This is a genomic window from Kitasatospora saccharophila (assembly GCF_039529925.1).
In the GTDB taxonomy this organism is placed as follows: Bacteria; Actinomycetota; Actinomycetes; order Streptomycetales; family Streptomycetaceae; genus Kitasatospora; species Kitasatospora saccharophila.
The window spans coordinates 189821-212228 of the sequence record NZ_BAAANS010000001.1; the positions used below are offsets into that span (position 1 = coordinate 189821).

General features: G+C 73.0%; 18 protein-coding genes, 1 tRNA gene and 1 pseudogene. 11 read left to right on the plus strand and 9 right to left on the minus strand.

Annotated features, from left to right (window positions below; translation table 11 throughout):
• Positions 1-114 precede the first annotated feature (114 nt).
• From ABD345_RS00975 to ABD345_RS00985, 3 genes are all read left to right on the plus strand, one after another.
• The gene (locus ABD345_RS00975; RefSeq protein ID WP_344549704.1) at positions 115-3369 is read left to right on the plus strand and encodes a BTAD domain-containing putative transcriptional regulator; all 3255 of its coding nucleotides are present in this window, start codon (positions 115-117) and stop codon (positions 3367-3369) included.
• A gap of 152 nt (positions 3370-3521) precedes the next feature.
• Positions 3522-4190: a pyridoxamine 5'-phosphate oxidase family protein gene (locus ABD345_RS00980; protein ID WP_344549705.1), complete on the plus strand. Its 669-nt coding sequence runs from the start codon at positions 3522-3524 to the stop codon at positions 4188-4190.
• A gap of 44 nt (positions 4191-4234) precedes the next feature.
• Entirely contained in the window at positions 4235-5521 is a 1287-nt protein-coding gene (locus ABD345_RS00985) for an MFS transporter (protein ID WP_344549706.1), read from the plus strand.
• 64 nt (positions 5522-5585) lie between these two features.
• Here ABD345_RS00985 and ABD345_RS00990 read toward each other — a convergent pair.
• A tRNA-Gly gene (locus ABD345_RS00990) sits at positions 5586-5659 on the minus strand.
• A 157-nt stretch (positions 5660-5816) separates the two neighbouring features.
• On the opposite strand from ABD345_RS00990, the gene ABD345_RS00995 reads away from it, so the two are divergent.
• Together ABD345_RS00995 and dcd are read left to right on the plus strand one after the other, a co-directional pair.
• On the plus strand, positions 5817-6038 hold the full coding sequence (locus ABD345_RS00995) for a hypothetical protein (RefSeq protein ID WP_344549707.1): 222 nt from the start codon (positions 5817-5819) through the stop codon (positions 6036-6038).
• A gap of 70 nt (positions 6039-6108) precedes the next feature.
• Positions 6109-6684 (plus strand): dCTP deaminase, encoded by a 576-nt coding sequence (dcd, locus tag ABD345_RS01000; RefSeq protein WP_033250362.1) that lies wholly within the window; start codon positions 6109-6111, stop codon positions 6682-6684.
• A 68-nt stretch (positions 6685-6752) separates the two neighbouring features.
• Here the strand turns inward: dcd and ABD345_RS01005 are convergent, their stop codons facing one another.
• From ABD345_RS01005 to ABD345_RS01025, 5 genes and pseudogenes are all read right to left on the minus strand, one after another.
• Complete coding sequence (locus ABD345_RS01005; RefSeq protein WP_344549708.1) at positions 6753-7646, minus strand: alanyl-tRNA editing protein; 894 nt, start codon at positions 7644-7646, stop codon at positions 6753-6755.
• Positions 7647-7743: 97 nt separating this feature from the next.
• Complete coding sequence (locus tag ABD345_RS01010) at positions 7744-8745, minus strand: Yip1 family protein (protein WP_344549710.1); 1002 nt, start codon at positions 8743-8745, stop codon at positions 7744-7746.
• 191 nt (positions 8746-8936) lie between these two features.
• Positions 8937-10010, minus strand: a pseudogene (gene manB, locus ABD345_RS01015) (mannose-1-phosphate guanylyltransferase); the annotation flags it as partial.
• Between the two features lie 200 nt (positions 10011-10210).
• Positions 10211-11131 carry a LamG domain-containing protein gene (locus tag ABD345_RS01020; RefSeq protein WP_344549711.1) on the minus strand — a complete coding sequence of 307 codons (921 nt, stop codon included), beginning with the start codon at positions 11129-11131 and terminating at the stop codon, positions 10211-10213.
• A 181-nt stretch (positions 11132-11312) separates the two neighbouring features.
• Complete coding sequence (locus ABD345_RS01025) at positions 11313-13544, minus strand: (Fe-S)-binding protein (RefSeq protein WP_344549712.1); 2232 nt, start codon at positions 13542-13544, stop codon at positions 11313-11315.
• 302 nt (positions 13545-13846) lie between these two features.
• Here ABD345_RS01025 and dnaK point away from each other — a divergent pair, with 302 nt between their 5' ends.
• From dnaK to ABD345_RS01050, 5 genes are all read left to right on the plus strand, one after another.
• A complete protein-coding gene (dnaK, locus tag ABD345_RS01030; RefSeq protein WP_344549713.1) occupies positions 13847-15694 on the plus strand; it encodes a molecular chaperone DnaK in 1848 nt (615 codons plus the stop codon).
• Positions 15691-16281 carry a nucleotide exchange factor GrpE gene (grpE, locus tag ABD345_RS01035; protein ID WP_344549714.1) on the plus strand — a complete coding sequence of 197 codons (591 nt, stop codon included), beginning with the start codon at positions 15691-15693 and terminating at the stop codon, positions 16279-16281. The genes dnaK and grpE overlap by 4 nt, the downstream gene beginning before the upstream one ends.
• Before the next feature lie 136 nt (positions 16282-16417).
• On the plus strand, positions 16418-17566 hold the full coding sequence (dnaJ, locus tag ABD345_RS01040; RefSeq protein ID WP_344549715.1) for a molecular chaperone DnaJ: 1149 nt from the start codon (positions 16418-16420) through the stop codon (positions 17564-17566).
• Positions 17567-17573: 7 nt separating this feature from the next.
• Entirely contained in the window at positions 17574-18104 is a 531-nt protein-coding gene (locus tag ABD345_RS01045) for a heat shock protein transcriptional repressor HspR (protein ID WP_344549716.1), read from the plus strand.
• A 184-nt stretch (positions 18105-18288) separates the two neighbouring features.
• On the plus strand, positions 18289-19314 hold the full coding sequence (locus ABD345_RS01050; protein ID WP_344549717.1) for a LuxR C-terminal-related transcriptional regulator: 1026 nt from the start codon (positions 18289-18291) through the stop codon (positions 19312-19314).
• Position 19315: 1 nt separating this feature from the next.
• On the opposite strand, the gene ABD345_RS01055 is transcribed toward ABD345_RS01050, so the two are convergent.
• Positions 19316-19477, minus strand: coding sequence for a hypothetical protein (locus ABD345_RS01055; RefSeq protein WP_344549718.1), 162 nt, complete (start codon positions 19475-19477; stop codon positions 19316-19318).
• A 332-nt stretch (positions 19478-19809) separates the two neighbouring features.
• Here ABD345_RS01055 and ABD345_RS01060 point away from each other — a divergent pair, with 332 nt between their 5' ends.
• Complete coding sequence (locus ABD345_RS01060; protein ID WP_344549719.1) at positions 19810-20418, plus strand: hypothetical protein; 609 nt, start codon at positions 19810-19812, stop codon at positions 20416-20418.
• A 7-nt stretch (positions 20419-20425) separates the two neighbouring features.
• Here the strand turns inward: ABD345_RS01060 and ABD345_RS01065 are convergent, their stop codons facing one another.
• Together ABD345_RS01065 and ABD345_RS01070 are read right to left on the minus strand one after the other, a co-directional pair.
• Positions 20426-21403 carry a LuxR C-terminal-related transcriptional regulator gene (locus ABD345_RS01065; protein WP_344549720.1) on the minus strand — a complete coding sequence of 326 codons (978 nt, stop codon included), beginning with the start codon at positions 21401-21403 and terminating at the stop codon, positions 20426-20428.
• Entirely contained in the window at positions 21400-22407 is a 1008-nt protein-coding gene (locus tag ABD345_RS01070) for a LuxR family transcriptional regulator (protein ID WP_344549721.1), read from the minus strand. Before ABD345_RS01070 ends, ABD345_RS01065 begins: the two co-directional genes overlap by 4 nt.
• Position 22408 lies beyond the last annotated feature (1 nt).

A 22408-nucleotide genomic window follows, 5' to 3' on the forward strand; every position in this document is an offset into this window, starting at 1 on the left:
GGCGCCCCGCCTCGGCTGCCCCGCCCGGCTGCCCTGTCCGGGTACCCCGCCCGGGTGCCTTGCCCGGGGCTGTCGGCGGAGCCCACACTGATCGTCCGGAACCGAGGGGGCGTCATGACGGAGCAGCAACCGGACGATCCGGCCGACCCGGCCGGTTTCGGGGCGCTGCTGCGCGACCTGCGCACCCGCGCCGGGCTCAGCCAGCAGACCGCCGCCGCCCGGGCCGGACTGAGCGCCCGGGCGCTGCGCGACCTCGAACACGACCGGGTCCGCCGACCCCGGGAGTCCACCGTCCAGCGCCTCGTCGACGCGCTCGCCCTGACCGGCCCGCGGGCCGACGCGCTGCGGAGCGCCGCCGCCCGGGACGACGGCCCGTCCGGCACCGGCCGGGGCACCACCCTGCTGCTGCTCGGCCCGCTGCTGCTGCGCCGCGGCCGCGACACCGTGCCGATCGGCAGCCCCACCCTGCGCCGCCTGCTCGGCCTGCTCGCCCTCACCCACCCCGCCGCCGCCACCCGGCAGGAGATCACCGACACCCTGTGGCCCGCCGGGCCGCCGGACTCGCAGCAGAGCCTGCTGCACACCCACGTCAGCCGGCTGCGCCGACTGCTCGGCCCCGAAGACCCCGGAGGCCGCGGAGCCCCCGACGACCCCGACGACCCCGCGGCCGGCGTCGTCCGCACCCCCACCGGCTACCGGCTCGGCCTGCCCCGGCACCGGACCGACCTCGGCCGCTTCGACGACCTGATGACCCGCACCACCTGCCTGTGGCACGCCCCCGACCCGGACGCCGCCCACCGGGACCTCACCCGCGCCCTGCGGCACTGGCGCGGCCCCGTCCTCGCCGACGCCGACCCCGCCCTGCGCCGGCACCCCGCCGCGGTCGCCGCCAACGAACGCCGGATCCGCGCCGCCCTGCTGCACGCCGACACCGCCCTGCTGCTGCACCGCCCCGAACAGGCCGTCCCGCTGCTCCGGGAGCTGGCCCACACCGAGCCCCTGCACGAGGCCCTGCACGCCCGGCTGGTCCTCGCCCTCGCCGCGAGCGGCCACCAGGCCGCCGCCCTCGACACCTACACCCGGCTGCGCACCCGGCTCGACGAGGAGCTCGGCGTCACCCCCGGCCCCGAACTCCACGACGCGCACCTGCGGGTCCTGCGCGGCCCGCGCAACCTGCCGGGGCGCCCCGCCGACAGCCGCTCCACCACCGGCCGGACCACCACCGGCCGGGCCGCCGGCAGCCCGCCCGCCGACCGCCCGTCCGTCACCGGCCCGTCCGCGCCGCGCCCGCTCGACGCCCTCCCGAAGCCCGCCCAACTCCCCTCCGGCCCCGGGCAGTTCGTCGGGCGGAACCGGCAGCTGCGCGAACTCGACGGACTGCTCCCGGCCGGCCCCGGCGACCCGACCGGGCCGGCCGACCGCCCGCCGCTCGTCCTGGTGACCGGCCCGCCCGGCATCGGCAAGACCGCCCTCGTCACCCACTGGGCGCACCGGCACCGCGACCGCTTCCCGGACGGACAGCTGCACGCCGACCTGCGCGGGCACTCCCCCCGGCCCGCCCCGCACCCGGACGACCTGCTCGCCCGCTTCCTGCGCGCCCTCGGCACCCCGCCCGACCGGCTGCCCGCCGACCCGGACGAGGCCGCCGCGCTCTACCGCACGCTGCTCGCCGACCGCCGGGTGCTGATCGTCCTCGACGACGCCCGCGACGCCGAACAGGTCCGCCCGCTGCTCCCCGGCGCCCCCGGCTGCGCCGTCCTGGTCACCGGCCGCAACCGCCTCACCGGCCTGCTCGCCGCCGACGGCGCCCGCCGCCTCACCCTGGACGCCCTCGACCCGGCGGAGGGCGCCCTGCTGCTCGGCACCGTCCTCGGCCCCGGCCGGGTCGCCGCCGAACCGGCCGCCGCCCGCCGGCTCGTCCACGCCTGCGGCGGCCTCCCGCTGGCCCTGCGGATCGCCGCCGCCGACCTGGCCTCCCGCGGGACCGCCCTCGCCGACTACGCCCCCGCCCGGCCCGACGCCGCCCTGCTCGCCCGGCTCGACCTCGCCGACGACCCGCGCACCGGCCTCCGCGCCGCCTTCGACCTCTCCTACCGCGCCCTCCCCGTCCCCGCCCGCCGACTGTTCCGCCTCCTCGGCTCGGCCCCCGCCCCCGGTCTCGGCACCGACGAGGCCGCCGCCCTCACCGGCACCGACCGCCCCGGGGCCGCCGCCCTGCTGGCCCGCCTCGCCGACGCCCACCTCGTCCGGGAGCAGCCCCCCGGCCACCACCGGCTGCCCGGCCTGCTCCATCCGTACGCGGCGGGGCTGGCGGCGGAGCCGGAGACCGAACGGGGCGTGGAACGGATGGCCGGGCCGGTCACGGAGGCCGTGCCGGTGGGGGCCGACATCAATGCGTTGTGCGGCGCTGATCAACTGCGCGAGGACAATCAACTGATTGACGATCAGCCGGCCGACGACCAGCCGGCCGGCCACCGGCACCCGGCCGGGCGGCGGAACGCCCCGCACCCCGACGACGTCACCGTGCTGGGCCTGATCTGCTGGAAGCTCGGCCGACTGCCCGAGTCCGCCGAGCACTTCACCCGGGCCGCCCGCGTCCTCGGCGCCTTCCCCGGCACGGACGGCACCGACGGCACCGAGGAACGGGAGGCCATCGCCCGGACCAACCTGGCGGTCGTGCAGCGGGCGCTCGGGCTCCCCGGCGAGGCGGTCCGCGGGATCGGCCGGACCCTGCCGGTGCACCGGCGGCACGGCAACCGGTTCAGCGAGGCCGTCGCGCTGACCTGCCTCTCCGGCGCGCACACCGACCTCGGCGACCACGCCAGCGGGCAGTTGCTCGCCCACACCGCGCTCGCCGTCGCCCGGGGCGTCCGCAGCCGGGCGCTCCAGGCCAACGCCCGACTCGCCCTCGCCACCGCGTACTTGCGCGCCCGGCGTCCCGCCGGGGCGGCGGCCGCGTACCGGGGGGCGCTGCGGCTGGCCGAGGCCGCGGGCGACCGGCACCCGCAGGCCGCCGCCCTGGTCGGGCTCGCCGCGGCCCGGCTCGACAGCGATCCGCGCGGCGCGCTGCGCACGGCCGAACGCGCCCTCGTCCTGGCCCGCGACGCCGGGTTCCGCATGTTCGAGGGCGACGCCCTGACCGTCCTCGCCCGGGTCCGGGTCCGCCTCGGCGAGCCGCACGCCGCCCTGGCCCCCGGCGCCGACGCCCTCGCCCTGCACCGCGCGACCGGCCACCGCCCCGGCGAGGCCCGGACCCGCCTGGTGCTCGCGCTGGCCGCCGCCGCCCTCGGGGCCGACGCCGACGCGGTCCGGCACCGCCGGGAGGCGCTGCACCTCGCCCGGGCGATGGGCGGAACCCCGCTGCACTGACCCGGAAGTTCCACGGAACTTCCGCCCCGCCGCGTCTTCCCAGCTCAGCGGCACCACTGCCGGCCCGCTCGCCGCCAGTCCGGTTCCGGCCGCCCGTACAGCCCGGCTCCCTACCGTGGTCGCACCTCCCCTCCGGACCCCGAGGTGACCCCTTGAGCCGTTACGACCGACTCGCCCGCACCCCCGCCGTGCGCCGCGTCCAGCAGGAGATGGGCAGCGCGGACGCGGCCGAGCGCCGGCTGCGCACGCCCGACGCCGGGCCCGAACCGCTCGGCGCCGCCGAGACCGCCTTCGTCCAGGGCCTCGACGGCTTCCTGTTCGCGACCGTCAACGAGGACGGCTGGCCGTACGTCCAGCACCGCGGCGGCCCGCCCGGCTTCGTCCACGTCCTGGACCCGCACACCCTCGGCTACCTCGACGTGCGCGGCAACCGGCAGTACCTCACCACCGGCAACCTGCGCGGCGGTGACGGCCGGGTCGCCCTGTTCTTCCTCGACCACGCCCGGCAGGCCCGCCTCAAGGTGTTCGGCCGCGCCACCGCCGTCCCGGCCGACCGGGACCCGGTCCTCGCCGAGCGGCTCGCCACCCCGCGCACCGAGGGCCGGGTCGAACAGCTGGTCACCATCCGCGTCGAGGCGCACGCCTGGAACTGCTCCCAGCACATCACCCCGCGCTTCACCGAACGCGAACTCGCCGACGTCCTGGGCCCGGTCCGCGACCGGCTGGAACGGCTCGACCGGCTGGAACGGGAGAACGCCCTGCTGCGCGCCGAACTCGCCGCCGCCACCGGCCGGGCACCCGCCTCCCCCGCGCAGGACTGACCCCGCCGTGCGCTCCTCCTCCACCCCGAAGGGCTGACCCCGCCGTGCCCGCCAGTCTGACCGACCACCCCGCGACCGCGGCCCCGGCCGCTCCCGAACCCGCCATCTGGTCGCGGAACTTCCGCCGCTACTTCACCGCCCGCAGCGCGGGCCTGCTCAGCTGGGCGATGCTCCCGGTCGCCGTCTCGGCCGGGCTGCTCTCGGCCGGCCGCGGCCTGGACACGGCGGGCTACGCGATGGCCTTCCTGATCGCCCCGTTCGCCGGGCTGGTGCTGTTCGGCGGCGTCCTCGCCGACCGGTTCACCGCCCGCCGGATGATGATCATCGCCGACCTGACCAACCTCACCGCGCACGTCCTGCTGGCCGTCCTGTTCTGGCACGGCGTCGACCGGCTCTGGCAGCTGTACGCGCTGCTCGCGGTGGCGGGCACCGCCAACGCCCTGTTCCAGCCCGGCGCCTCCTCGACCGTCCCGCTGGTCTCCCGCGACGTCCAGGGCGCCAACGGCGTGCTGCGCACCTCGGAGGCGATCACCGGCCTGGGCGGGCCCGCGCTGGCCGGCGTCCTGGTCGGCTTCGGCTCCACCGGCTGGGTGATGGCGCTGTCCGCGCTCGCCTACGCCACCAGCGCCGGCTGCCTGTTCGCGCTGCGGCTGGGGCCGGTCCCGGCCCCGCCCGCCGGGCACTCGCTCTGGCACCACCTGGCCGTCGGCTGGCACGAGTTCCGCTCCCGCAGCTGGCTCTGGGGCGTGATCCTGATCTGGATGGTCTACGCCGTCCTCGCCTGGGGGCCCCAACTCTCGCTCGCCGCGGGCGTCGTGGTGCCCACCCACGGCCCCACCGCGTTCGGCCTGGTCAACTGCGCGCTCGGCGCGGGCACGGTGGCCGGCGGCCTGCTCGCCATCCGCTACAAGCCCGGGCGCCCGCTCGCGGCCGGTGCGGTCGCCATGTTCGCCTACCCGCTCTACCCCCTCGCCCTCCTGCTGCACGCCCCGGTCTGGCTGCTCGCCGCCGCCCAGGTGCTGGTCGGCGCCGGCCTCGGGGTCTGGGGCGTGATGTGGTCCACGGTCGTCCAGACCCAGGTGCCCGGCGAGGTGCTCAACCGCGTCCACGCCTACGAGGTGGCCGGCTCGGTCGGCCTCTACCCGCTCGGCTCCGCCCTGGCCGGACCCGCCGCGCACGCCTTCGGCCCCGGCCACGTCCTCGCCGCCGGCACCCTGGTCGCCCTGCTCACCCCCGTCGCCCTCCTGCTCGCCCGCCCCGTCCGCACCCTGCCCCGCGTCCCGGACCGCCCCGGATCCCACCCCGACACCCCAGCAGCGCAGATCAGTTGATCCCCGCCGCCCAGCCCCTGCCCACAACGAAGAAGCCCCAGGTCGCTGACCTGGGGCTTTCTCATGGAGCGGGTGACGAGAATCGAACTCGCGCTCTAAGCTTGGGAAGCTCATGTTCTACCATTAAACTACACCCGCATCTGACGGCCCGTCAGTGACGGCCCGATCAAGGACCACTGTACCCCATGGTGCGGGGTGCCGAGCGCAGGGTTTCCGGTGGCGGCGTGCCTGGGTGGGTGGTGTCCGGTAGATCCCCTAATGTGACGCTGTCGGCGGAAGTGTGGGAAGGGGACCGATGGAGCAGCGCACCGTGGTTCGTTGTGCCGAGGGGCACGTGTTCAGTACGACCGCGTTCCCGATGCAGCACCTGCAGTCGGGTCGGCTGGGGCCGGGGCGGTTGTTGCGGTGTCCCCGGTGCGGGCGGTTGCGGAGTTCGGTGCCGGCGGACGTCTCGCAGTTGTCGGCGGACGAACTGGCGCGCGGGCTGCGGCTGGTGGCCGTGGAGTCGCTGGCGTAGCCGGGCACCGGGAGCGGTTCGCGGGGCGGGCGCTTTTGGGCGTCCGCCCCGTGGCACGTACGCTCGGGGCGTGCTGCTCTCCGACAACGACATCCGTGCCGAGATCGACAAGGGGCGGGTCGTGATCGACCCGTTCGAGCCCTCGATGGTCCAGCCGTCGAGCATCGACGTCCGACTGGACCGGTTCTTCCGGGTCTTCGAGAACCACCGCTACCCGCACATCGACCCCTCCGAGGAACAGCCGGACCTGACCCGGCTGGTCGAGCCGGAGGGCGACGAGGCGTTCATCCTGCACCCGGGCGAGTTCGTGCTGGCGTCCACCTACGAGGTGATCACGCTGCCGGACGACGTGGCCTCGCGGCTGGAGGGCAAGTCGAGCCTGGGCCGGCTCGGGCTGCTGACGCACTCGACGGCGGGTTTCATCGATCCGGGCTTCAGCGGGCACGTGACGCTGGAGCTGTCGAACGTGGCGACGCTGCCGATCAAGCTGTACCCGGGGATGAAGATCGGGCAGCTGTGCCTGTTCCGGCTGTCCTCGCCGTCCGAGCACCCGTACGGCTCGGAGCGCTACGGCTCGCGCTACCAGGGGCAGCGCGGCCCGACGGCGTCCCGCTCGCACCTGAACTTCCACCGCACCCAGGTCTGACCGGGTCGCGCGTGACCAGGGCCGGTCCCGGCCGAACCGGGGCCGGCCCTCCGTGCGTTCCGGGGGTGTCAGCCGCGGACGGGGGTGGTGACGGCGACGAGTTCGGTGCCGTCCGCGGTGAGGGTGAGCGTGCTGCGCAGGCCGGTGAGTTCGCCGAGGTGGTGCAGGTGGGTGCCGCCGCAGGCGATGTCGGCGGGGCCCTCCGGGAGGTCGGTGTGCCAGCGGCGGCGGGCGGTGAGCTCCGGGCCGGGGGTGTCGATCCGGACCGGGGCGTCGGCGGCGACCCAGGCGGCGAGGCGGGCGTTGACGTCCGCGGTGAGCGCGGGGAGGGCCCCGGCGAGGTCCGGGAGGGTGTCGGTGGCCTCGGTGGTGAAGCCCTTCTTCTTCAGGGACTTGCCGATCCGGTAGGTGTCGGTGCTGGCGGTGGTGTCCATCACCGAGCCGGCCATCGCGAGGCCGTCGAAGTCGGGGTGGCCGAGGGCGTCGGCGCGGCCCGGGTCCTTGCGCCAGCGCGGGGCGAGCGCGGCGTTCAGGGCGAGGGCGAGCAGGTGGCAGCCGGTGTGCGCGGCGGAGAGGGCGGCGCGGCGCTCGGCGTCGACGGCGAGGTGCGCGGTGCGTCCGACCGCCTCGGGCCCGAGCGCCCCGGCGGGCAGCACGTGCAGCACCAGCCAGGCCCAGTCCTCGTCGCCGCGCCGGACCGGGATGTCGGCGCCGACCGTGAACTCGCCGCCGGGCCCGGTCGCGCCGGTGAGGCAGTCGACGACGGGGTGGGCGGCGCCGTCGACGGTGAGGGTGCCGTGGTCGGCGGGCTGGTCGGGCCAGGTGTGGTCGACGGGGTGGAACGGGGTGGCCGCGGTGACCACCGCGGTGCGGCCGTCGGGCAGGGCGTGCACGGCGAGGACCGGTGACTCCCCGGTCACCGCCCCGGCCGGGAAGCTGACGTGGGTGGTGGGCAGGCTCATGCGCGGGCTCCGGGCGGGTGCGAGGGTGAGGGTGGGCCGGACAGCCCACCCTACAAACCCCCGGCGGGCCCCCGGCCGGAGCGGTCCGCGGGCGGCCTCAGCCCAGGGTGGGGAGCTTGATCAGGACGAGCAGCGCCAGCAGTTGGACCGCGGCCGCGCCGGCCGCCTTGCCCCAGGGCAGGTCGTGGATCCGGCGCACCATGATGGTGAGCAGCACCGCGCAGCCCACCCAGGTCGCCCAGCCGACCGCCTGCACGACGGGGTTGCCGACCGGCAGGAAGAGCGCGAGCAGCAGCCGCGGGGCGTCGGTGCTCCAGCTGATCAGCGCGGCCAGGCCGACCGTGGACTGCCAGGGGCCGTCGCCGCCGGACTGCCGGGCCAGCGCGTAGGTGACCGCGGAGAGCACCCCGCCGGCCAGGGTGAAGCCGAGCGCGGCGCCGCCGAGCGACCAGAGCGCGACGGCGAAGGTGGAGTGCACCACCTGGTCGTAGGTGGAGTCGATGGCGAACACGGCGAGCACGCCGTACAGCAGCGACACGCACAGCGCGGGCAGCCACACCTGGTGGTCGCGCATCCGGTCGAAGGTGGCGCTCGGGCTGCGGTAGATCCCGACCAGCAGCTGCCGCCAGGGCAGCCGGGGCCCGCCGCTGTGCGGCGCGGCCTGCCCGCCGGCCCGGTAGACGGCGACGTTGTCCACCGGGGCCCGGTCGTGGCCGCCCCGCTGGTCGTAGCCGCCCTGCTGCTGGTGGCCGCCCTGCTCGTAGCCCCCGTACCCGTCGTCCCCGTAGCCGTGACCGTCGCCGTAGCCGTGACCGCCGCCGGGGCCGTCCTGGCCGCCGTACGGGTACGGCTCGTACGGCTGCTCGCCGTACGGCTGCTCGCCGTAGGGCTGCTCGCCGATCGCGAAGGCCCGGGTGTGGCCGGGCTGGTCGCCGGGCCCGGACGGCCCGGGGTGGGCGGGGTGCGGGGCGGTGAAGTACTCGGGGGTGCCGGTGGGCGCGCCCGGGTACGGGTCGCCCTGGGGGGCGCCCGGTCGGGGTGCCGACCAGCCGTGCCGGGGGTCGGCGCCCCGTCCGTCGTCGTGTCGATTGCCAGCCACGTCTCGACGGTACCCGCAAGGGCTGACCCCCCGTCGGGTGATCATGACGGCGGGGCCGGATTGCAGCCGTCCTGTGACGCTGCGGTCCGGCCCCGCCGAAGGGGTCGTGCTCGGGGTCAGCCGTTGACCCGGGCGCCGGGCGCGTGCACCGCGGCGGCGTTGCTCAGGCCGGCCTCGCAGCCGCCGGGGCCGGCCGACAGCCGCACCGAGCCGAGCGGGAGGCGGGTGCCGCAGGCGATCCGCAGGCCGGTGGGGAGCTCGTTCTCGGCCTCCAGCACGGCGCCGTCGCCGATCACCACGCCGTCCAGCGAGCAGCGCTCACCGATCTCGGCGTAGGCGCCGACGATGGAGTCCTTGATGTACGCACCGGCCTTGATCCGGGCGCCCGGCAGCACGACGCTGCCCTCGACGATGGCGCCGGCGGCGATCTCCGCGTCCTTGCCGACGACGGTGCCGGAGCCCAGCACTGCGGCCGGGTCGACGACCGAGCCGGGCAGCAGCAGGGCCTCGCCGGTGGGGCCGGGGACGGCCGGGGAGTCGACCTTGCCGAGCACCAGGTCGGCGGAGCCGCGGACGAACGCGCCGGGGGTGCCGAGGTCGAGCCAGTACGAGGTGTCGACGACGCCGCGCAGCAGCGCGCCGGTGGCGAGCAGCTCGGGGAAGGTCTCGCGCTCGACCGAGACCTCGCGGCCGGCCGGGATGCGGTCGATGACCGAACGGGTGAAGACGTAGCAGCCCGCGTTGATCTGGTCGGTGACGATCTGCTCGGGGGTCTCGGGCTTCTCCAGGAAGGCCAGCACCCGGCCGTCCTGGTCGGTCGGGACCAGGCCGAAGGCGCGCGGGTCGGCCACCCGGGTGAGGTGCAGGGTGACGTCGGCGCCGGAGTCGCGGTGCCCGTCGCGCAGGGCGGCGATGTCCAGGCCGGAGAGGATGTCGCCGTTGAAGACCAGCACCGGCTCGTCGGGGCCGCAGGTCAGGCCGGAGGCGGCGTTGCGGATCGCGCCGCCGGTGCCCAGCGGCTCCTCCTCGGTGAGGTAGACCAGCTCGATGCCGTACGGGCTGCCGTCCTGGAAGTGGTCGACGAACACGTCGGCGAGGTACGAGGTGGCGAGCACGACCCGGGTGACGCCGGCGGCGGCGGCGCGGGCCAGCTGGTGGGCGATGAAGGGAACGCCCGCCACGGGCAGCATCGGCTTCGGCGTGTGGGTGGTCAGCGGGCGGAGTCGGGTGCCCTTGCCGCCGACCAACATGATCGCCTGGGTCATGTGATGTCTCCCATGGTCGAGTTCCGGCGGCCCGGTACGACAGGGTCCGGTGCGCTCGCTCGGTGAACTGGTCGGGGCAGCATGACACGGCCCTCGACGGGACCGGTACTCTCCCCGGTCCCGCCGCATACTCTATTTGCCCGAACAGCGTCCGAGCGCCACTCCCCTGGTCGATCCGGTGTACGAATCGGCGCATCCGGTTACGGCAGGAGCCAGGAATGCTCCGCAGTGGTTCCCGCGGTGGTGCCGCCGGAGCCCTTCAGGGCGTCCACGGCGCCCGCCGGGAGCGCCTGGTCCCAGAGTTGGACGTTCGAGATCGCGCCGTCCCAGTAGTCCGTCCACTTGGACTTGTAGCGGACCCGGCCGATCTGCAGGCCGCCGGTGGTGTCCCAGATCCCGCTCACCGCGGTGGTCTGCTGGGGCACGCCGTCGACGTACAGCGTGATCTTCTTCGCGTCCGCGTCGTAGACGCCGGTGAGCAGGGTCCACTGCCCGGTGGTGGCGCGGGTGGTGCTGAACGCCTGGAAGGTGGTGGTGTCCTGGGCCCCGGCGGCGCTCTGCACCTTGAACACCCACTGGTTGCGGGTGCCCCAGTAGTCGCGGCCGAGGTAGAACGAGTAGTAGGTGTCGGTGCCCTGGGTGACGACGGCGCGCCCGCCGGTCGGGGCGTTGTTGCGGACCACCGCGGACACCGTGAACGAGCGGGTGGTGTCGACCACCGGGGCCTGGCTGTCCGCCCAGCCGGTGGCGGTGCCGTGCAGCACCAGGGTCGGCCCGTCGTGGCCCTCGGTCCGGCCGATCGTGGTGCTGCCGCCCAGCACCATCCCGGGCAGCGTGGCGGGGGCACCGGTGGCCTTGCCGCCGCTCTCCCGGGGCGCGGACGCGGTGGCGCCGGGCCCGACCCGGTCGTCCCCGGGGGAACGGGTCAGCACCAGGGCGCCGGCCACCAGGCCGCCGATCACGGCGACGGCCAGCGCGCCGCCGCCGATCCGCAGCAGGCGGCGGCGCCGCACCTCCTGCTCCCGGGCCTCGGCGAGCGCCGCCCAGTCGGGCGTCGCGCTGCTCACCGGCGGCAGGTGCACGGGCCCGCCGGGCCCCGGTCTTCCCCCGTCAGCACTCATGCGGCCGATGCTAGGACATCGTCCCCGCGCTGGATACGGCCGGATCCGTCCCGAACCGTCCGGGGGCCTTCCCGGAACCTTCCCGGAACCTCCCCGGGGCCTCCCCGGGCGCCCGGCCGCCCGCACGTGCCGGGACCCCGGCGCCTGGGCGGGCGTCCGGGGTCCGGGAGCTGAGCGGGGGTCAGGCCTCGACCGGCTCCGCCTCGGCGGCCGGGGCGGCCTTGACCGACTCCAGCAGCAGCTGGGCGACGTCGACGACCTTCAGGTGCTCCTTGGCCGCGCCTTCGTTCTTCTTGCCGTTGACCGAGTCGGAGAGCATCACCAGGCAGAACGGGCAGGCGGTGGAGACGATGTCGGGGTTCAGCGACAGCGCCTCGTCGACCCGCTCGGTGTTGATCCGCTTGCCGATCCGCTCCTCCATCCACATCCGGGCGCCGCCGGCGCCGCAGCAGAAGCCGCGCTCCTTGTGCCGGTGCATCTCCTCGCTGCGCAGGCCGGGCACCTTGCCGATGATCTCGCGCGGCGGGGTGTAGACCTTGTTGTGCCGGCCGAGGTAGCACGGGTCGTGGTAGGTGATCAGGCCCTCCACCGGGTTGACCGGCAGCAGCTTGCCCTCGTCGATCAGGTGCTGGAGCAGCTGGGTGTGGTGGATGACCTCGAAGTGGCCGCCGAGCTGCGGGTACTCGTTGGCGATGGTGTTGAAGCAGTGCGGGCAGGTGGCCACGATCCGCTTGGTGGGGGCGTCCTCCAGCGCGGCGTTCAGGGTCTCGACGTTCTGCGCGCCGAGCATCTGGAACAGGAACTCGTTGCCCAGGCGGCGCGGGGAGTCACCGGTGCAGGTCTCCTCCTTGCCGAGGATCGCGAACTTCACGCCCGCGGTGTGCAGCAGTTCGGCGAACGCCTTGGTGGTCTTCTTGGCCCGGTCCTCCAGGGCGCCGGCGCAGCCGACCCAGTAGAGGTACTCGACCTCGGCGGGGTCGATGTCCTCGCCGATCACCGGCACCTCGATGCCGGTCTCCTTCTTCAGCTCCTTGACCCAGTCGAGCCGCGCCTTGGTGGCCAGGCCCCACGGGTTGCCCTTGTTCTCCAGGTTCTTGAGCATCGTCCCGGCCTCGGTCGGGAAGCTGCTCTCGATCATCACCTGGTAGCGGCGCATGTCGACGATGTGGTCGATGTGCTCGATGTCGACCGGGCACTGCTCGACGCAGGCGCCGCAGGTGGTGCAGGACCACAGGACGTCCGGGTCGATGACGCCGTTCTCCTCGGCGGTGCCGATCAGCGGGCGCTCGGCCTCGGCCAGCGCGGACGCGGGGACGTCCTTGAGCTGCTCGGCCGTCGCCCGCTCCTCGCCCGACCCCTGCCCTCCGTCCGGAGCGGACTTGCCGCCGCCGGCCAGCAGGTACGGGGCCTTGGCGAAGGCGTGCTCGCGCAGGCTCATGATCAGCAGCTTGGGCGACAGCGGCTTGCCGGTGTTCCAGGCCGGGCACTGCGACTGGCAGCGGCCGCACTCGGTGCAGGTGGAGAAGTCGAGGATGCCCTTCCAGGAGAAGTGCTCGACCTGGGAGACGCCGAACACCGCGTCGTCCGCCGGGTCCTCGAAGTCGATCGGGGCGCCGCCGCTGGTCATCGGGCGCAGCGCGCCGAGCGCGGTGCCGCCGTCCTCCGCGCGCTTGAAGTAGATGTTGAAGAACGCCAGGAAGCGGTGCCAGGCGACGCCCATCGAGGGGTTGACGCCGATGGTGATCGCCCAGGCGAAGGAGATGCAGATCTTCAGCATCGCGAACAGGTAGACCAGGTTGACCAGGGTGCCGTGCGCGGTGCCGTGGAAGGCGGCGGCGATCGGGTACGAGACCAGGTAGGCCGGGTCGTAGGAGTCGACGCCTTCGAGGGCGCCCTCCAGGCCGCGCAGCATCATGATGCACAGGCCGATGCCGAGGATCGTGTACTCGACGTAGAACGCCTGCCAGGCGATCGAGCCGGCGAACCGGGACTTGCGGCCGGCCCGGGAGGGCAGGCTGAGCAGGCGGATCACCATCAGGGTGAGGATGCCCAGGGTGGTGAGGGTGCCGATCAGTTCGACGAAGACGTTCCAGGGCAGCCAGTGGCCGATCACCGGGAGCACGAACTCGGCGTCGAAGAGCTGCCCGAAGGCGTTCACCAGGGTGAGCACCAGCGAGAAGAAGCCGACCGCGACGAACCAGTGGGCGACGCCGACGACGCCCCAGCGGTTCATCCGGGTGTGGCCGAGGAACTCCTTGACCACGGTGGCGGTCCGCTGCGCGGGCCGTCCGAACCGGGTGGTGTCGGCGGCGCCGGTGCGCACCACCTTGTAGATGTACAGCGCCGCACGGGCGGCGAGCGCGGTGCCGATCACGAAGGTGACCAGCGAGATGACGATCGCTGCTAGCTGCATCGGCTCTCCGTCTCCAGCGGCTTGTTCCCAGTGGTGCCCAGTCCTCCACAGAGTGTACTGGTCGGTAACTTGGAGGGCTGACCCGCCGGACATTACCGCTCGTTAACACTCCACCAGAAGATGTTCAAGGTATGGCGGCAGTCACTAAGCCCAGACTCACCCGCCCGGAGCAGCCGCCCCGACCCGCGTGACATAAGCGCTCAGTAAAGTTGAGCGAAACGGACTCAAAGCTGTTGACGCCGTCGGATTAGTCGTGCATCCTTGAGTCCGTACTGCTCAACTTCTCCCCGGAGGTATTCACGATGGCACGCGCGGTCGGCATCGACCTCGGTACGACGAACTCCGTCGTCAGTGTTCTTGAGGGCGGTGAGCCCACGGTCATCACCAACGCCGAGGGCGCTCGGACCACGCCGTCCGTCGTCGCCTTCGCCAAGAACGGCGAGGTGCTCGTCGGCGAGGTCGCCAAGCGCCAGGCGGTCACCAACGTCGACCGGACCATCCGCTCGGTCAAGCGCCACATGGGCACCGACTGGAAGATCGGCATCGACGGCAAGGACTTCACGCCGCAGCAGATCTCCGCCTTCGTCCTGCAGAAGCTCAAGCGGGACGCCGAGGCGTACCTGGGCGAGACGGTCACCGACGCCGTCATCACCGTCCCGGCGTACTTCAACGACTCCGAGCGCCAGGCCACCAAGGAGGCCGGCGAGATCGCGGGCCTGAACGTCCTGCGCATCGTCAACGAGCCGACCGCGGCCGCCCTGGCCTACGGCCTGGACAAGGACGACCAGACCATCCTGGTCTTCGACCTCGGCGGCGGCACCTTCGACGTGTCGCTGCTGGAGATCGGCGACGGCGTGGTCGAGGTCAAGGCCACCAACGGCGACAACCACCTCGGCGGCGACGACTGGGACCAGCGGGTCGTCGACCACCTGGTGAAGGTCTTCCAGGCCGGCCACGGCGTCGACCTCTCCAAGGACAAGATGGCCGTCCAGCGCCTGCGCGAGGCCGCCGAGAAGGCCAAGATCGAGCTGTCCTCCTCCTCGGAGACCTCGATCAACCTGCCCTACATCACGGCCTCCGCCGAGGGCCCGCTGCACCTGGACGAGAAGCTCAGCCGCTCCCAGTTCCAGCAGCTCACCGCCGACCTGCTGGACCGCTGCAAGGTCCCGTTCCACAACGTGATCAAGGACGCCGGCATCCAGCTGTCCGAGATCGACCACGTGGTCCTGGTCGGCGGCTCGACCCGCATGCCGGCCGTCGCCGAGCTCGTCAAGGAGCTGACCGGCGGCAAGGACGCCAACAAGGGCGTCAACCCGGACGAGGTCGTCGCCATCGGCGCCTCCCTGCAGGCCGGCGTGCTCAAGGGCGAGGTCAAGGACGTCCTGCTGCTCGACGTCACCCCGCTGTCCCTCGGCATCGAGACCAAGGGCGGCATCATGACCAAGCTGATCGAGCGCAACACCACGATCCCGACCAAGCGCTCCGAGATCTTCACCACCGCCGAGGACAACCAGCCCTCCGTGCAGATCCAGGTGTACCAGGGCGAGCGCGAGATCGCGGCGTACAACAAGAAGCTCGGCATGTTCGAGCTGACCGGCCTGCCGCCGGCCCCCCGCGGCCTGCCGCAGATCGAGGTCACCTTCGACATCGACGCCAACGGCATCATGCACGTGGCCGCGAAGGACCTCGGCACCGGCAAGGAGCAGAAGATGACCGTCACCGGCGGCTCCTCGCTGCCGAAGGACGAGGTCAACCGCATGCGCGAGGAGGCCGAGCGCTACGCGGAGGAGGACACCAAGCGCCGCGAGGCCGTCGAGACCCGCAACCAGGGCGAGCAGCTCGTCTACTCGACCGAGAAGTTCATCGCGGACAACGCGGACAAGCTCCCGGCCGACGTCAAGACCGAGGTCGAGACCGCGATCTCCGAGCTCAAGGAAGCCCTCAAGGGCGAGGACATCGCGGCCATCCGCACCGCCACCGAGAAGGTCTCCACCACCGCCCAGAAGCTCGGCGCGGCGCTGTACGCGCAGGCCGACGGCGCGGGCGCGGCGGCCGGTGCGGCCGGTGCCGGCGAGGCGGGCGCCAAGGACGACGACGTGGTCGACGCCGAGATCGTCGACGACGAGAAGCCCAAGGGCGGTGCGGCATGACGGAGAAGCCGCAGGGCGAGCAGCCCGGCGACGACTCCGCCGCCGAGGAGGCCGTGCTCAAGGCAGCCGAGGAGGCCGTCGCGGGTGCCGGTGCCGACGAGCTGGCCGCCGCCAAGCGCGAGGCCGGCGAGCGCACCGCCGACCTGCAGCGGCTCCAGGCCGAGTACCAGAACTACCGCAAGCGGGTCGAGCGCGACCGCTCCACCGTCCGCGAGATCGCCGTCTCCAACATCCTGGAGTCGCTGGTCCCGGTGCTGGACGACATCGGCCGGGCCCGCGAGCACGGCGAGGTGACCGGCGGCTTCAAGTCGGTGGCCGAGTCGCTGGAGATGGTCGTCGCCAAGCTCGGGCTGCAGCAGTTCGGCAAGGAGGGCGAGCCCTTCGACCCGACCATCCACGAGGCGCTGATGCACAGCTACTCGTCGGACGTGACGGAGGACACCTGCGTGCAGATCCTCCAGCCCGGGTACCGGATCGGCGAGCGGATCATCCGCCCGGCGATGGTCGCGGTCGCGGAGCCCCAGCCGGGCACCCAGACCACCGGCGAGCCGGACGGCGACAAGGCTGACGGTTCGTCCGACAGCTGAGTAGAGTCCCCGTGCGCTGCGGAGTCGTACGTCGTCCAGTACGGCGGCCGGCTCCGCAGCGCCGTATCAGGGCACCGCACCGCGGTGCCGACAGGCAACAGAACTTCGGCTTTCCGGGAGGTGGCGGTCAAAGGCCATGAGCGCTAAGGACTACGTGGAGAAGGACTACTACAAGGTCCTCGGCGTGCCCAAGGACGCCACCGCCGCAGAGATCAAGAAGACCTACCGCAAGCTGGCCCGCGAGTTCCACCCGGACGCCAACAAGGGTGACGCCAAGGCCGAGGAGCGGTTCAAGGACATCTCCGAGGCGTACGACGTGCTCTCCGACGAGAAGCGCCGCAAGGAGTACGACGAGGCCCGCTCGCTGTTCGCGGGCGGCGGCTTCCGGCCCGGCGGGGCGGGCGCGGCCGGCGGCTTCGACTTCGGCGACCTGTTCAACGGCGGGGGCGCCTCGGGCGGCGGCGGGATCGGCGACGTGTTCGGCGGCCTGTTCAACCGCGGCGGCCGGCAGGCCGCCCAGCCCCGGCGCGGCGCGGACGTCGAGACCGAGGTCACGCTGAACTTCGAGGAGGCCGTGGACGGCGCGACCGTGCCGCTGCGGATGACCTCCCAGGCCGCCTGCCGCGCCTGCGCCGGCACCGGCGCCAAGGCCGGCACCACTCCGCGGGTCTGTCCGACCTGCGTCGGCGCGGGCACCGTCAGCCGGGGCCAGGGCGCCTTCGCGCTCTCCGAGCCCTGCCGGGACTGCAAGGGCCGCGGCATGATCGTCGACGACCCGTGCACCGTCTGCCACGGCAGCGGCCGGGCCTCCTCGGCCCGCACCATGCAGGTCCGCATCCCGGCCGGGGTGCAGGACAGCCAGCGGATCAGGCTCAAGGGCAAGGGCGCCCAGGGCGAGCGCGGCGGCCAGCCCGGAGACCTGTACGTCACCGTGCACGTCGACTCGCACCCGGTGTTCGGACGCAAGGGCGACAACCTCACGGTCACCGTGCCGGTGAGCTTCCCCGAGGCCGCGCTCGGCGGCACCATCGAGGTGCCGACCCTGAACGGCCAGGCCGTGAAGCTCAAGCTGCCGCCCGGCAGCGCCAACGGCCTGACCATGCGGGCCCGCGGCAAGGGCGCCACCCGCAAGGACGGCACCCGCGGCGACCTGCTGGTCACCGTGGAGGTCACGGTGCCCAAGCACGTCACCGGAGACGCGCTGAACGCACTGGAGCAGTACCGCGAGGCCACCGCCTCGGACGACCCGCGAGCCGCCCTGTTCAAGGCGGCGGAGGGAGCGTGAGATCCCGATGAGTCCCCACTCCGACAGTAGTCACGGCGGCGCCGGCACCGGCCGGATCGGCCCCGGCCCCGGTCTCGGCGAGGGCCTGCCCGGCGGCGGCCGCCCCCGCGCCGCCGCACCGCCGTACGTCCTCACCGAGGACACCCCGGTCTACGTCATCTCCGTCGCCGCCGAGCTCTCCGGCCTGCACCCGCAGACCCTCCGCCAGTACGACCGCCTCGGCCTGGTCAGCCCCGACCGCACCGCGGGCCGCGGCCGCCGCTACTCCGCCCGGGACATCCAGCAGCTGCGCGAGGTCCAACGGCTCTCCCAGGACGAGGGCATCAACCTGGCCGGCATCAAGCGCATCATCGAACTGGAGAACCAGGTCACCGCCCTGCAGTCCCGCGTCGCCGAACTCGTCGACGCCCTGGAGGGCGCCGCCGCCACCCTCCAGCAGCGCGAGGCCGCCGTCCACGCCTCCTACCGCCGCGACCTGGTGCCCTACCAGCAGGTCCAGCAGTCCAGCGCGCTGGTGGTGTGGCGGCCCAAGCGCTGAGCGGCGCGCCGCGGACGAGTCGCCGGTCCCCTCCCGATCGGGGGGTGCCGGCGACTCACCGTTCCGTGAGAGAGTGCCGAACGCCGTCGTTGTGCCGGACGCCGTCGTAGAAATCCCGGGACAGATGGATTCGTCCTATCATCCATACGGATCTGTCCGAGGTCGGAACGGAGGGGGAGTGTCGATGAACGGATTCGAGCGCCCGGCCTCTTCCCAATCGGCCGAACCGCTGTTGTCCGCGGACGCCCGGCTGCTCTACCTCTCGGTGATCGAGGCCGGCGGCCGTCTCCGCCTGTCAGGGACGGTTGAGCCGCACACGGTCCACGAGTTGCTGCAGTTCGGGCTACTGATCCACGACGTCGAGGACCACAACACCGTCGTGGCAATGGACCCCACCCGGTTGTCGAACTCCCTCAGCCAATCCTGGCAGCAGGAGGCGGCAAGGCTGCTGAATCGCTCGGCTTCCTTGACGGACGAACTGCACGATTTGGGTAGTGCCTTCCAGGAGCTCATGGGGCGACCGGAGCCGGGCGGGGAAATTGAGTATGTCCATGGCAAATTCTCCATCAACCAGCGGCTTGCGACACTGGTCGAGAATTGCTCCCAGGAGCTCCTCACCGCTCAGCCCGGTGGCGGCCGCACCCAGGCGACCGTCCGCACCGCGATCGAGCGCGACATGGGGGTACTGCGCCGCGGGGGCGTGACCCGCACCATCTACCAGCCGAGCGCGCGCTACTCCAGCCCCACCCTGGAGTACGTCGAGACGATGACCGAGGCCGGCAGTCAGATCCGGACGCTGGACGAGCCGTTCACCATCCTGATCATCGTCGACCGGAAAGTCGCCATCATCCCGGGTGGCAAGGACCCCAGCCAGGCCGCGTTCGTCAGGGACGAGGCGGTCCTCCTGCACCTGATTCGGACCTTCGAGTCCCAGTGGGAACGGGCGCTGCCGTTCCGGGGGGACCGCGAGGTGCCCAAGGCCGTCCTGTCCAGCCTGCGGCGGCAGATCATCCGCTCCATGATGCAGGGCATCGGGCACCGCGTCATCGCGCGGAACCTCGGGCTCAGCGAACGCACCCTGGCCCGTCACATCGCCGAGATGCGCGAGGAGTTCGGCGTGGACACGCTGTTCCAACTCGGCTGGAAACTGGCCCAGGAGACCACGGCCACGGACCCCGTCGAAGAGGGCGACGAGACGACGCTCGGCTGACCTACTGCCAGACGCTGTCGAGGGCACTGGCCTCCAGGACCGTCCCGCTCTTGGACGCCTTGGCGTACTGCCAGACGCTGTCCGCGCTGGCGGGACCGGCGCTGAAGAACAGCGCTGCTCCCAGGAGAGCGACCGATGCTATGAGGCGGCGCACACTACGCACGACGGCCTTCCTCCCATCACCACAGGTATGTTGATCGGCTCTTGCGAACAACCCACAGGATAAAACCCCATCACCCAGAAGTACCAGCGCGCCCACTGGATCAGGACTGTGTCATCTCACTGCCTGGCAGTGAGATGACACAGGACGCCAGTGGACTACGCGAAAGCTGATCGAGACTATCGGATCACTCTCCGTACGAGTCCAGAGAAGACCGAGAGAGTGGCATGAACTCGGCAGGACTGGATCGGACAGTACCGAATGACAGCAACATTCGGAAAACCACACCACAACACAGGGACCACGCCACCTGGCCCCATTCCCCCGGAGTCGACATGAGCGAGCACCACGTAGAGCACCGCGCCGAGGGGCGCCGCGCCCGGGTCTTCCTGGCCGCGCCGCTGATGCGGCTGACCGGGCCGGCGGACAGTGTGGTGACGCTGGCGAGCCGGACCAGGCTGACCACGTTGCGGGGCACGCTGCTGGACAGCGGGGCCGCGGTGTACAGCGCGCACCACAGTGACGCGTGGACGGTGGCGGGGCGGGCGCCGGAGCCGCGGGTGCCGTCGGACTTCCGGGCGATGCAGAGCGCGGACCTGGTGTTCGCGTACGTGGGCGCGCCGCTGTCGGCCGGGGTGAGCCTGGAGCTCGGCTGGGCGTCGGCGCTGCGCAAGCCGATCGTGCTGCTGGTGGACGAGGCGATCACCCACAACCCGCTGATCGCGACCATCGAGCAGGTCTCGCCGGTGCTGCCGCTGGTGTTCGACGACACCTGGTCGAAGGAGGCGCTGCACCACACCGTGGAGACCGCGCTGGACTGGGCCGGGATGGCGCTGTCGCTGCGCGGCGGCTTCTGGACCGCGCCCGGCGAGCAGTTCCCGCGCCCGCGCCGCGAGCACGCCGGCCCGTACGGCTTCTGGTCCCCGGAGATCGCCACCGGCTGACGGGACGTCAGTCCTCCCGCTCCCCGGCTCCCCGCATCTGCCAGCCCAGCTGGAACAGCGTCTCCGCGTCGTGGAGTTCGCGCAGCCGGGAGATGTGCGCGGCGACCGTGCGTTCGCCGAGGCCCAACCGGGAGGCGATGGTCTTCTGGGTCAGACCCTGGGCGAGCAGTCGGCCCACCTGCTCGTGCACCGGCACCACGCTCTCGCCCTCGTGCTCGGCGGAGCGCCAGCGGATCCGCTCGGCCCGTTCCCAGTCCCGTTCGAAGGCGGCGACCAGGAACGAGACCACGGCCGGGTCCTCGATGAACGCGGCACTCGAATTGTCGGCCGAAGCCGGAACGACGGCGATCCGGCGGTCGAAGATCAACATTCTGCTGAAGGGTTCGCTCAAGGTGCGGAACCGGCCTCCCCAGCCGGTGACCCTCTCCGCCCAGCGGACCGTCGTCTCGTCCAGCAACGCGGTCGGCTCGTAGACGGTGCGGACGCTCGCACCGCTCTCCAGGAAGCGCCTCTTGCGCTCCAGCGCCGCCTCCAGCTGGTCGGCCGGCCCGGCTCCGCCCGGGTGCAGGGACAGCTCCTCCTCGTACGCCTCGCTCGCCAACTGCAGGACGCGGTGCCGGATCTGCTCGGTCCGGTCGACGTGCTGCACCACGCTGGAGCGGTCGGCCCGGCGGGGGGTCGCGTCGTAGGCGTGGGTGAGGTCCTCCAGCAGCGTCGGCATCTCCTCGGCGCGCAGCAGCATCCGGGTGCCCTCGGCGCGCAGCTCGGCACTGATCCGGTCGCTGACCGCCCGCGGATTGACCGCCGTGAGCGCCTGGTCGGCGGCGTCGTGCACCAGCAGGCCGAGCTCCATCAGCCGCAGCACCCCGGTCGGGTCCTGCTCGACCGCCTCGCGGAACGACACCCGCCCGCCCTGGTCCAGGATCTGCTGGTACAGCCGCCGCTCCGACTCGCTCGGCAGTGCGGCTCCGCTCGACTCGCTCACAGGTCCCACTCCTCTTGGCCGTCCACCCCCGGGTCACCCCGGCGGTGCGGTGCTCGTCCGGACGCCCCGCGCAGCTGCCAGCCGAGCTGGAACAGGGTCTCCGCATCGTAGAACTCCCGCAGCCGGGCGATGTGCCCGGCCACCGTCCGCTCCGAAAGCCCCAGCCGGGAGGCGATCGCCCGCTGGGTCAGGCCCGCGGCGAGCAGGCCGGTCAGCTCGGGCGGGACCCCGCTCTCCCGCGAACGACCGTCCAGCGCCAGCCAGTCGACCCGTTCGGCCCGCGCCCAGTCGCGCTCGAACAGGGCCACCAGCGTGGTCAGCACCGCCGGGTCCTCCACCAGCACGGCCTGGCGGTCGTCCGGGGACGCCGAGACGACCGCGGCCCGGCGGTCGAAGATCACCATCCGGCGGAACGGCTCGTCCAGGACCCGGAACCGCTCGCCCGCGTCGGTGAGTTCGGCCGCGTAGGCGACGGTGGCCGGGTCGGCGACGGCCCCCGGCTGGTAGATCGAGCGCAACTCGATGCCGTTCGCCAGGAAACCCAGCGAACGGACCCTGGTCTGCTGCATGTCGTGGATCGGCCGGGCCCCGCCGGGCTGCGCCGCCAGCGTCTCCTCGCGCATCTCGGACTCGATCCGGGCGATGTGGTGCGTGATCTGCTGCCCCGTCACCAGCTGCAGCGGCCGCGCCGAACGACCGCGCCGAACGGCGGCGTCGTACGCCTGCACCAGGTCCTCCAGCTGGGCCGCGGCCCGCTCGGCCGCCAGCAGCTTCCCCGCCGCCGAACTGCGCAGCTCGGAACTCACCCGCTCGCCGAACGCCCCCGGGTGGGCGGCCGTCAGCATCTCCCCGTAGTCGTGGTGCAGCAGCAACCCGAGCCCGATCAGCCCGAGGGCGGCGTCCGGATCCTGCTCCATCACCTCGCGGAACAGCACCATCCCGCCCTGCGCGACGACTTCGCGGTACAGCGCGCGCTCGGCCTCGTTCGGCAACCGGACCGGCATC

Excerpts from the sequence above, each read along its gene's own strand:
- ABD345_RS00975 (WP_344549704.1), top strand. The coding sequence starts at position 115 with ATGACGGAGCAGCAACCGGACGATCCGGCCGACCCGGCCGGTTTCGGG.
- ABD345_RS00995 (WP_344549707.1), top strand. The coding sequence starts at position 5,817 with ATGGAGCAGCGCACCGTGGTTCGTTGTGCCGAGGGGCACGTGTTCAGT.
- ABD345_RS01005 (WP_344549708.1), bottom strand. The coding sequence starts at position 7,646 with ATGAGCCTGCCCACCACCCACGTCAGCTTCCCGGCCGGGGCGGTGACC.
- ABD345_RS01020 (WP_344549711.1), bottom strand. The coding sequence starts at position 11,131 with ATGAGTGCTGACGGGGGAAGACCGGGGCCCGGCGGGCCCGTGCACCTG.
- ABD345_RS01025 (WP_344549712.1), bottom strand. The coding sequence starts at position 13,544 with ATGCAGCTAGCAGCGATCGTCATCTCGCTGGTCACCTTCGTGATCGGC.
- dnaK (WP_344549713.1), top strand. The coding sequence starts at position 13,847 with ATGGCACGCGCGGTCGGCATCGACCTCGGTACGACGAACTCCGTCGTC.
- grpE (WP_344549714.1), top strand. The coding sequence starts at position 15,691 with ATGACGGAGAAGCCGCAGGGCGAGCAGCCCGGCGACGACTCCGCCGCC.
- dnaJ (WP_344549715.1), top strand. The coding sequence starts at position 16,418 with ATGAGCGCTAAGGACTACGTGGAGAAGGACTACTACAAGGTCCTCGGC.
- ABD345_RS01045 (WP_344549716.1), top strand. The coding sequence starts at position 17,574 with ATGAGTCCCCACTCCGACAGTAGTCACGGCGGCGCCGGCACCGGCCGG.
- ABD345_RS01050 (WP_344549717.1), top strand. The coding sequence starts at position 18,289 with ATGAACGGATTCGAGCGCCCGGCCTCTTCCCAATCGGCCGAACCGCTG.
- ABD345_RS01060 (WP_344549719.1), top strand. The coding sequence starts at position 19,810 with ATGAGCGAGCACCACGTAGAGCACCGCGCCGAGGGGCGCCGCGCCCGG.
- ABD345_RS01070 (WP_344549721.1), bottom strand. The coding sequence starts at position 22,407 with ATGCCGGTCCGGTTGCCGAACGAGGCCGAGCGCGCGCTGTACCGCGAA.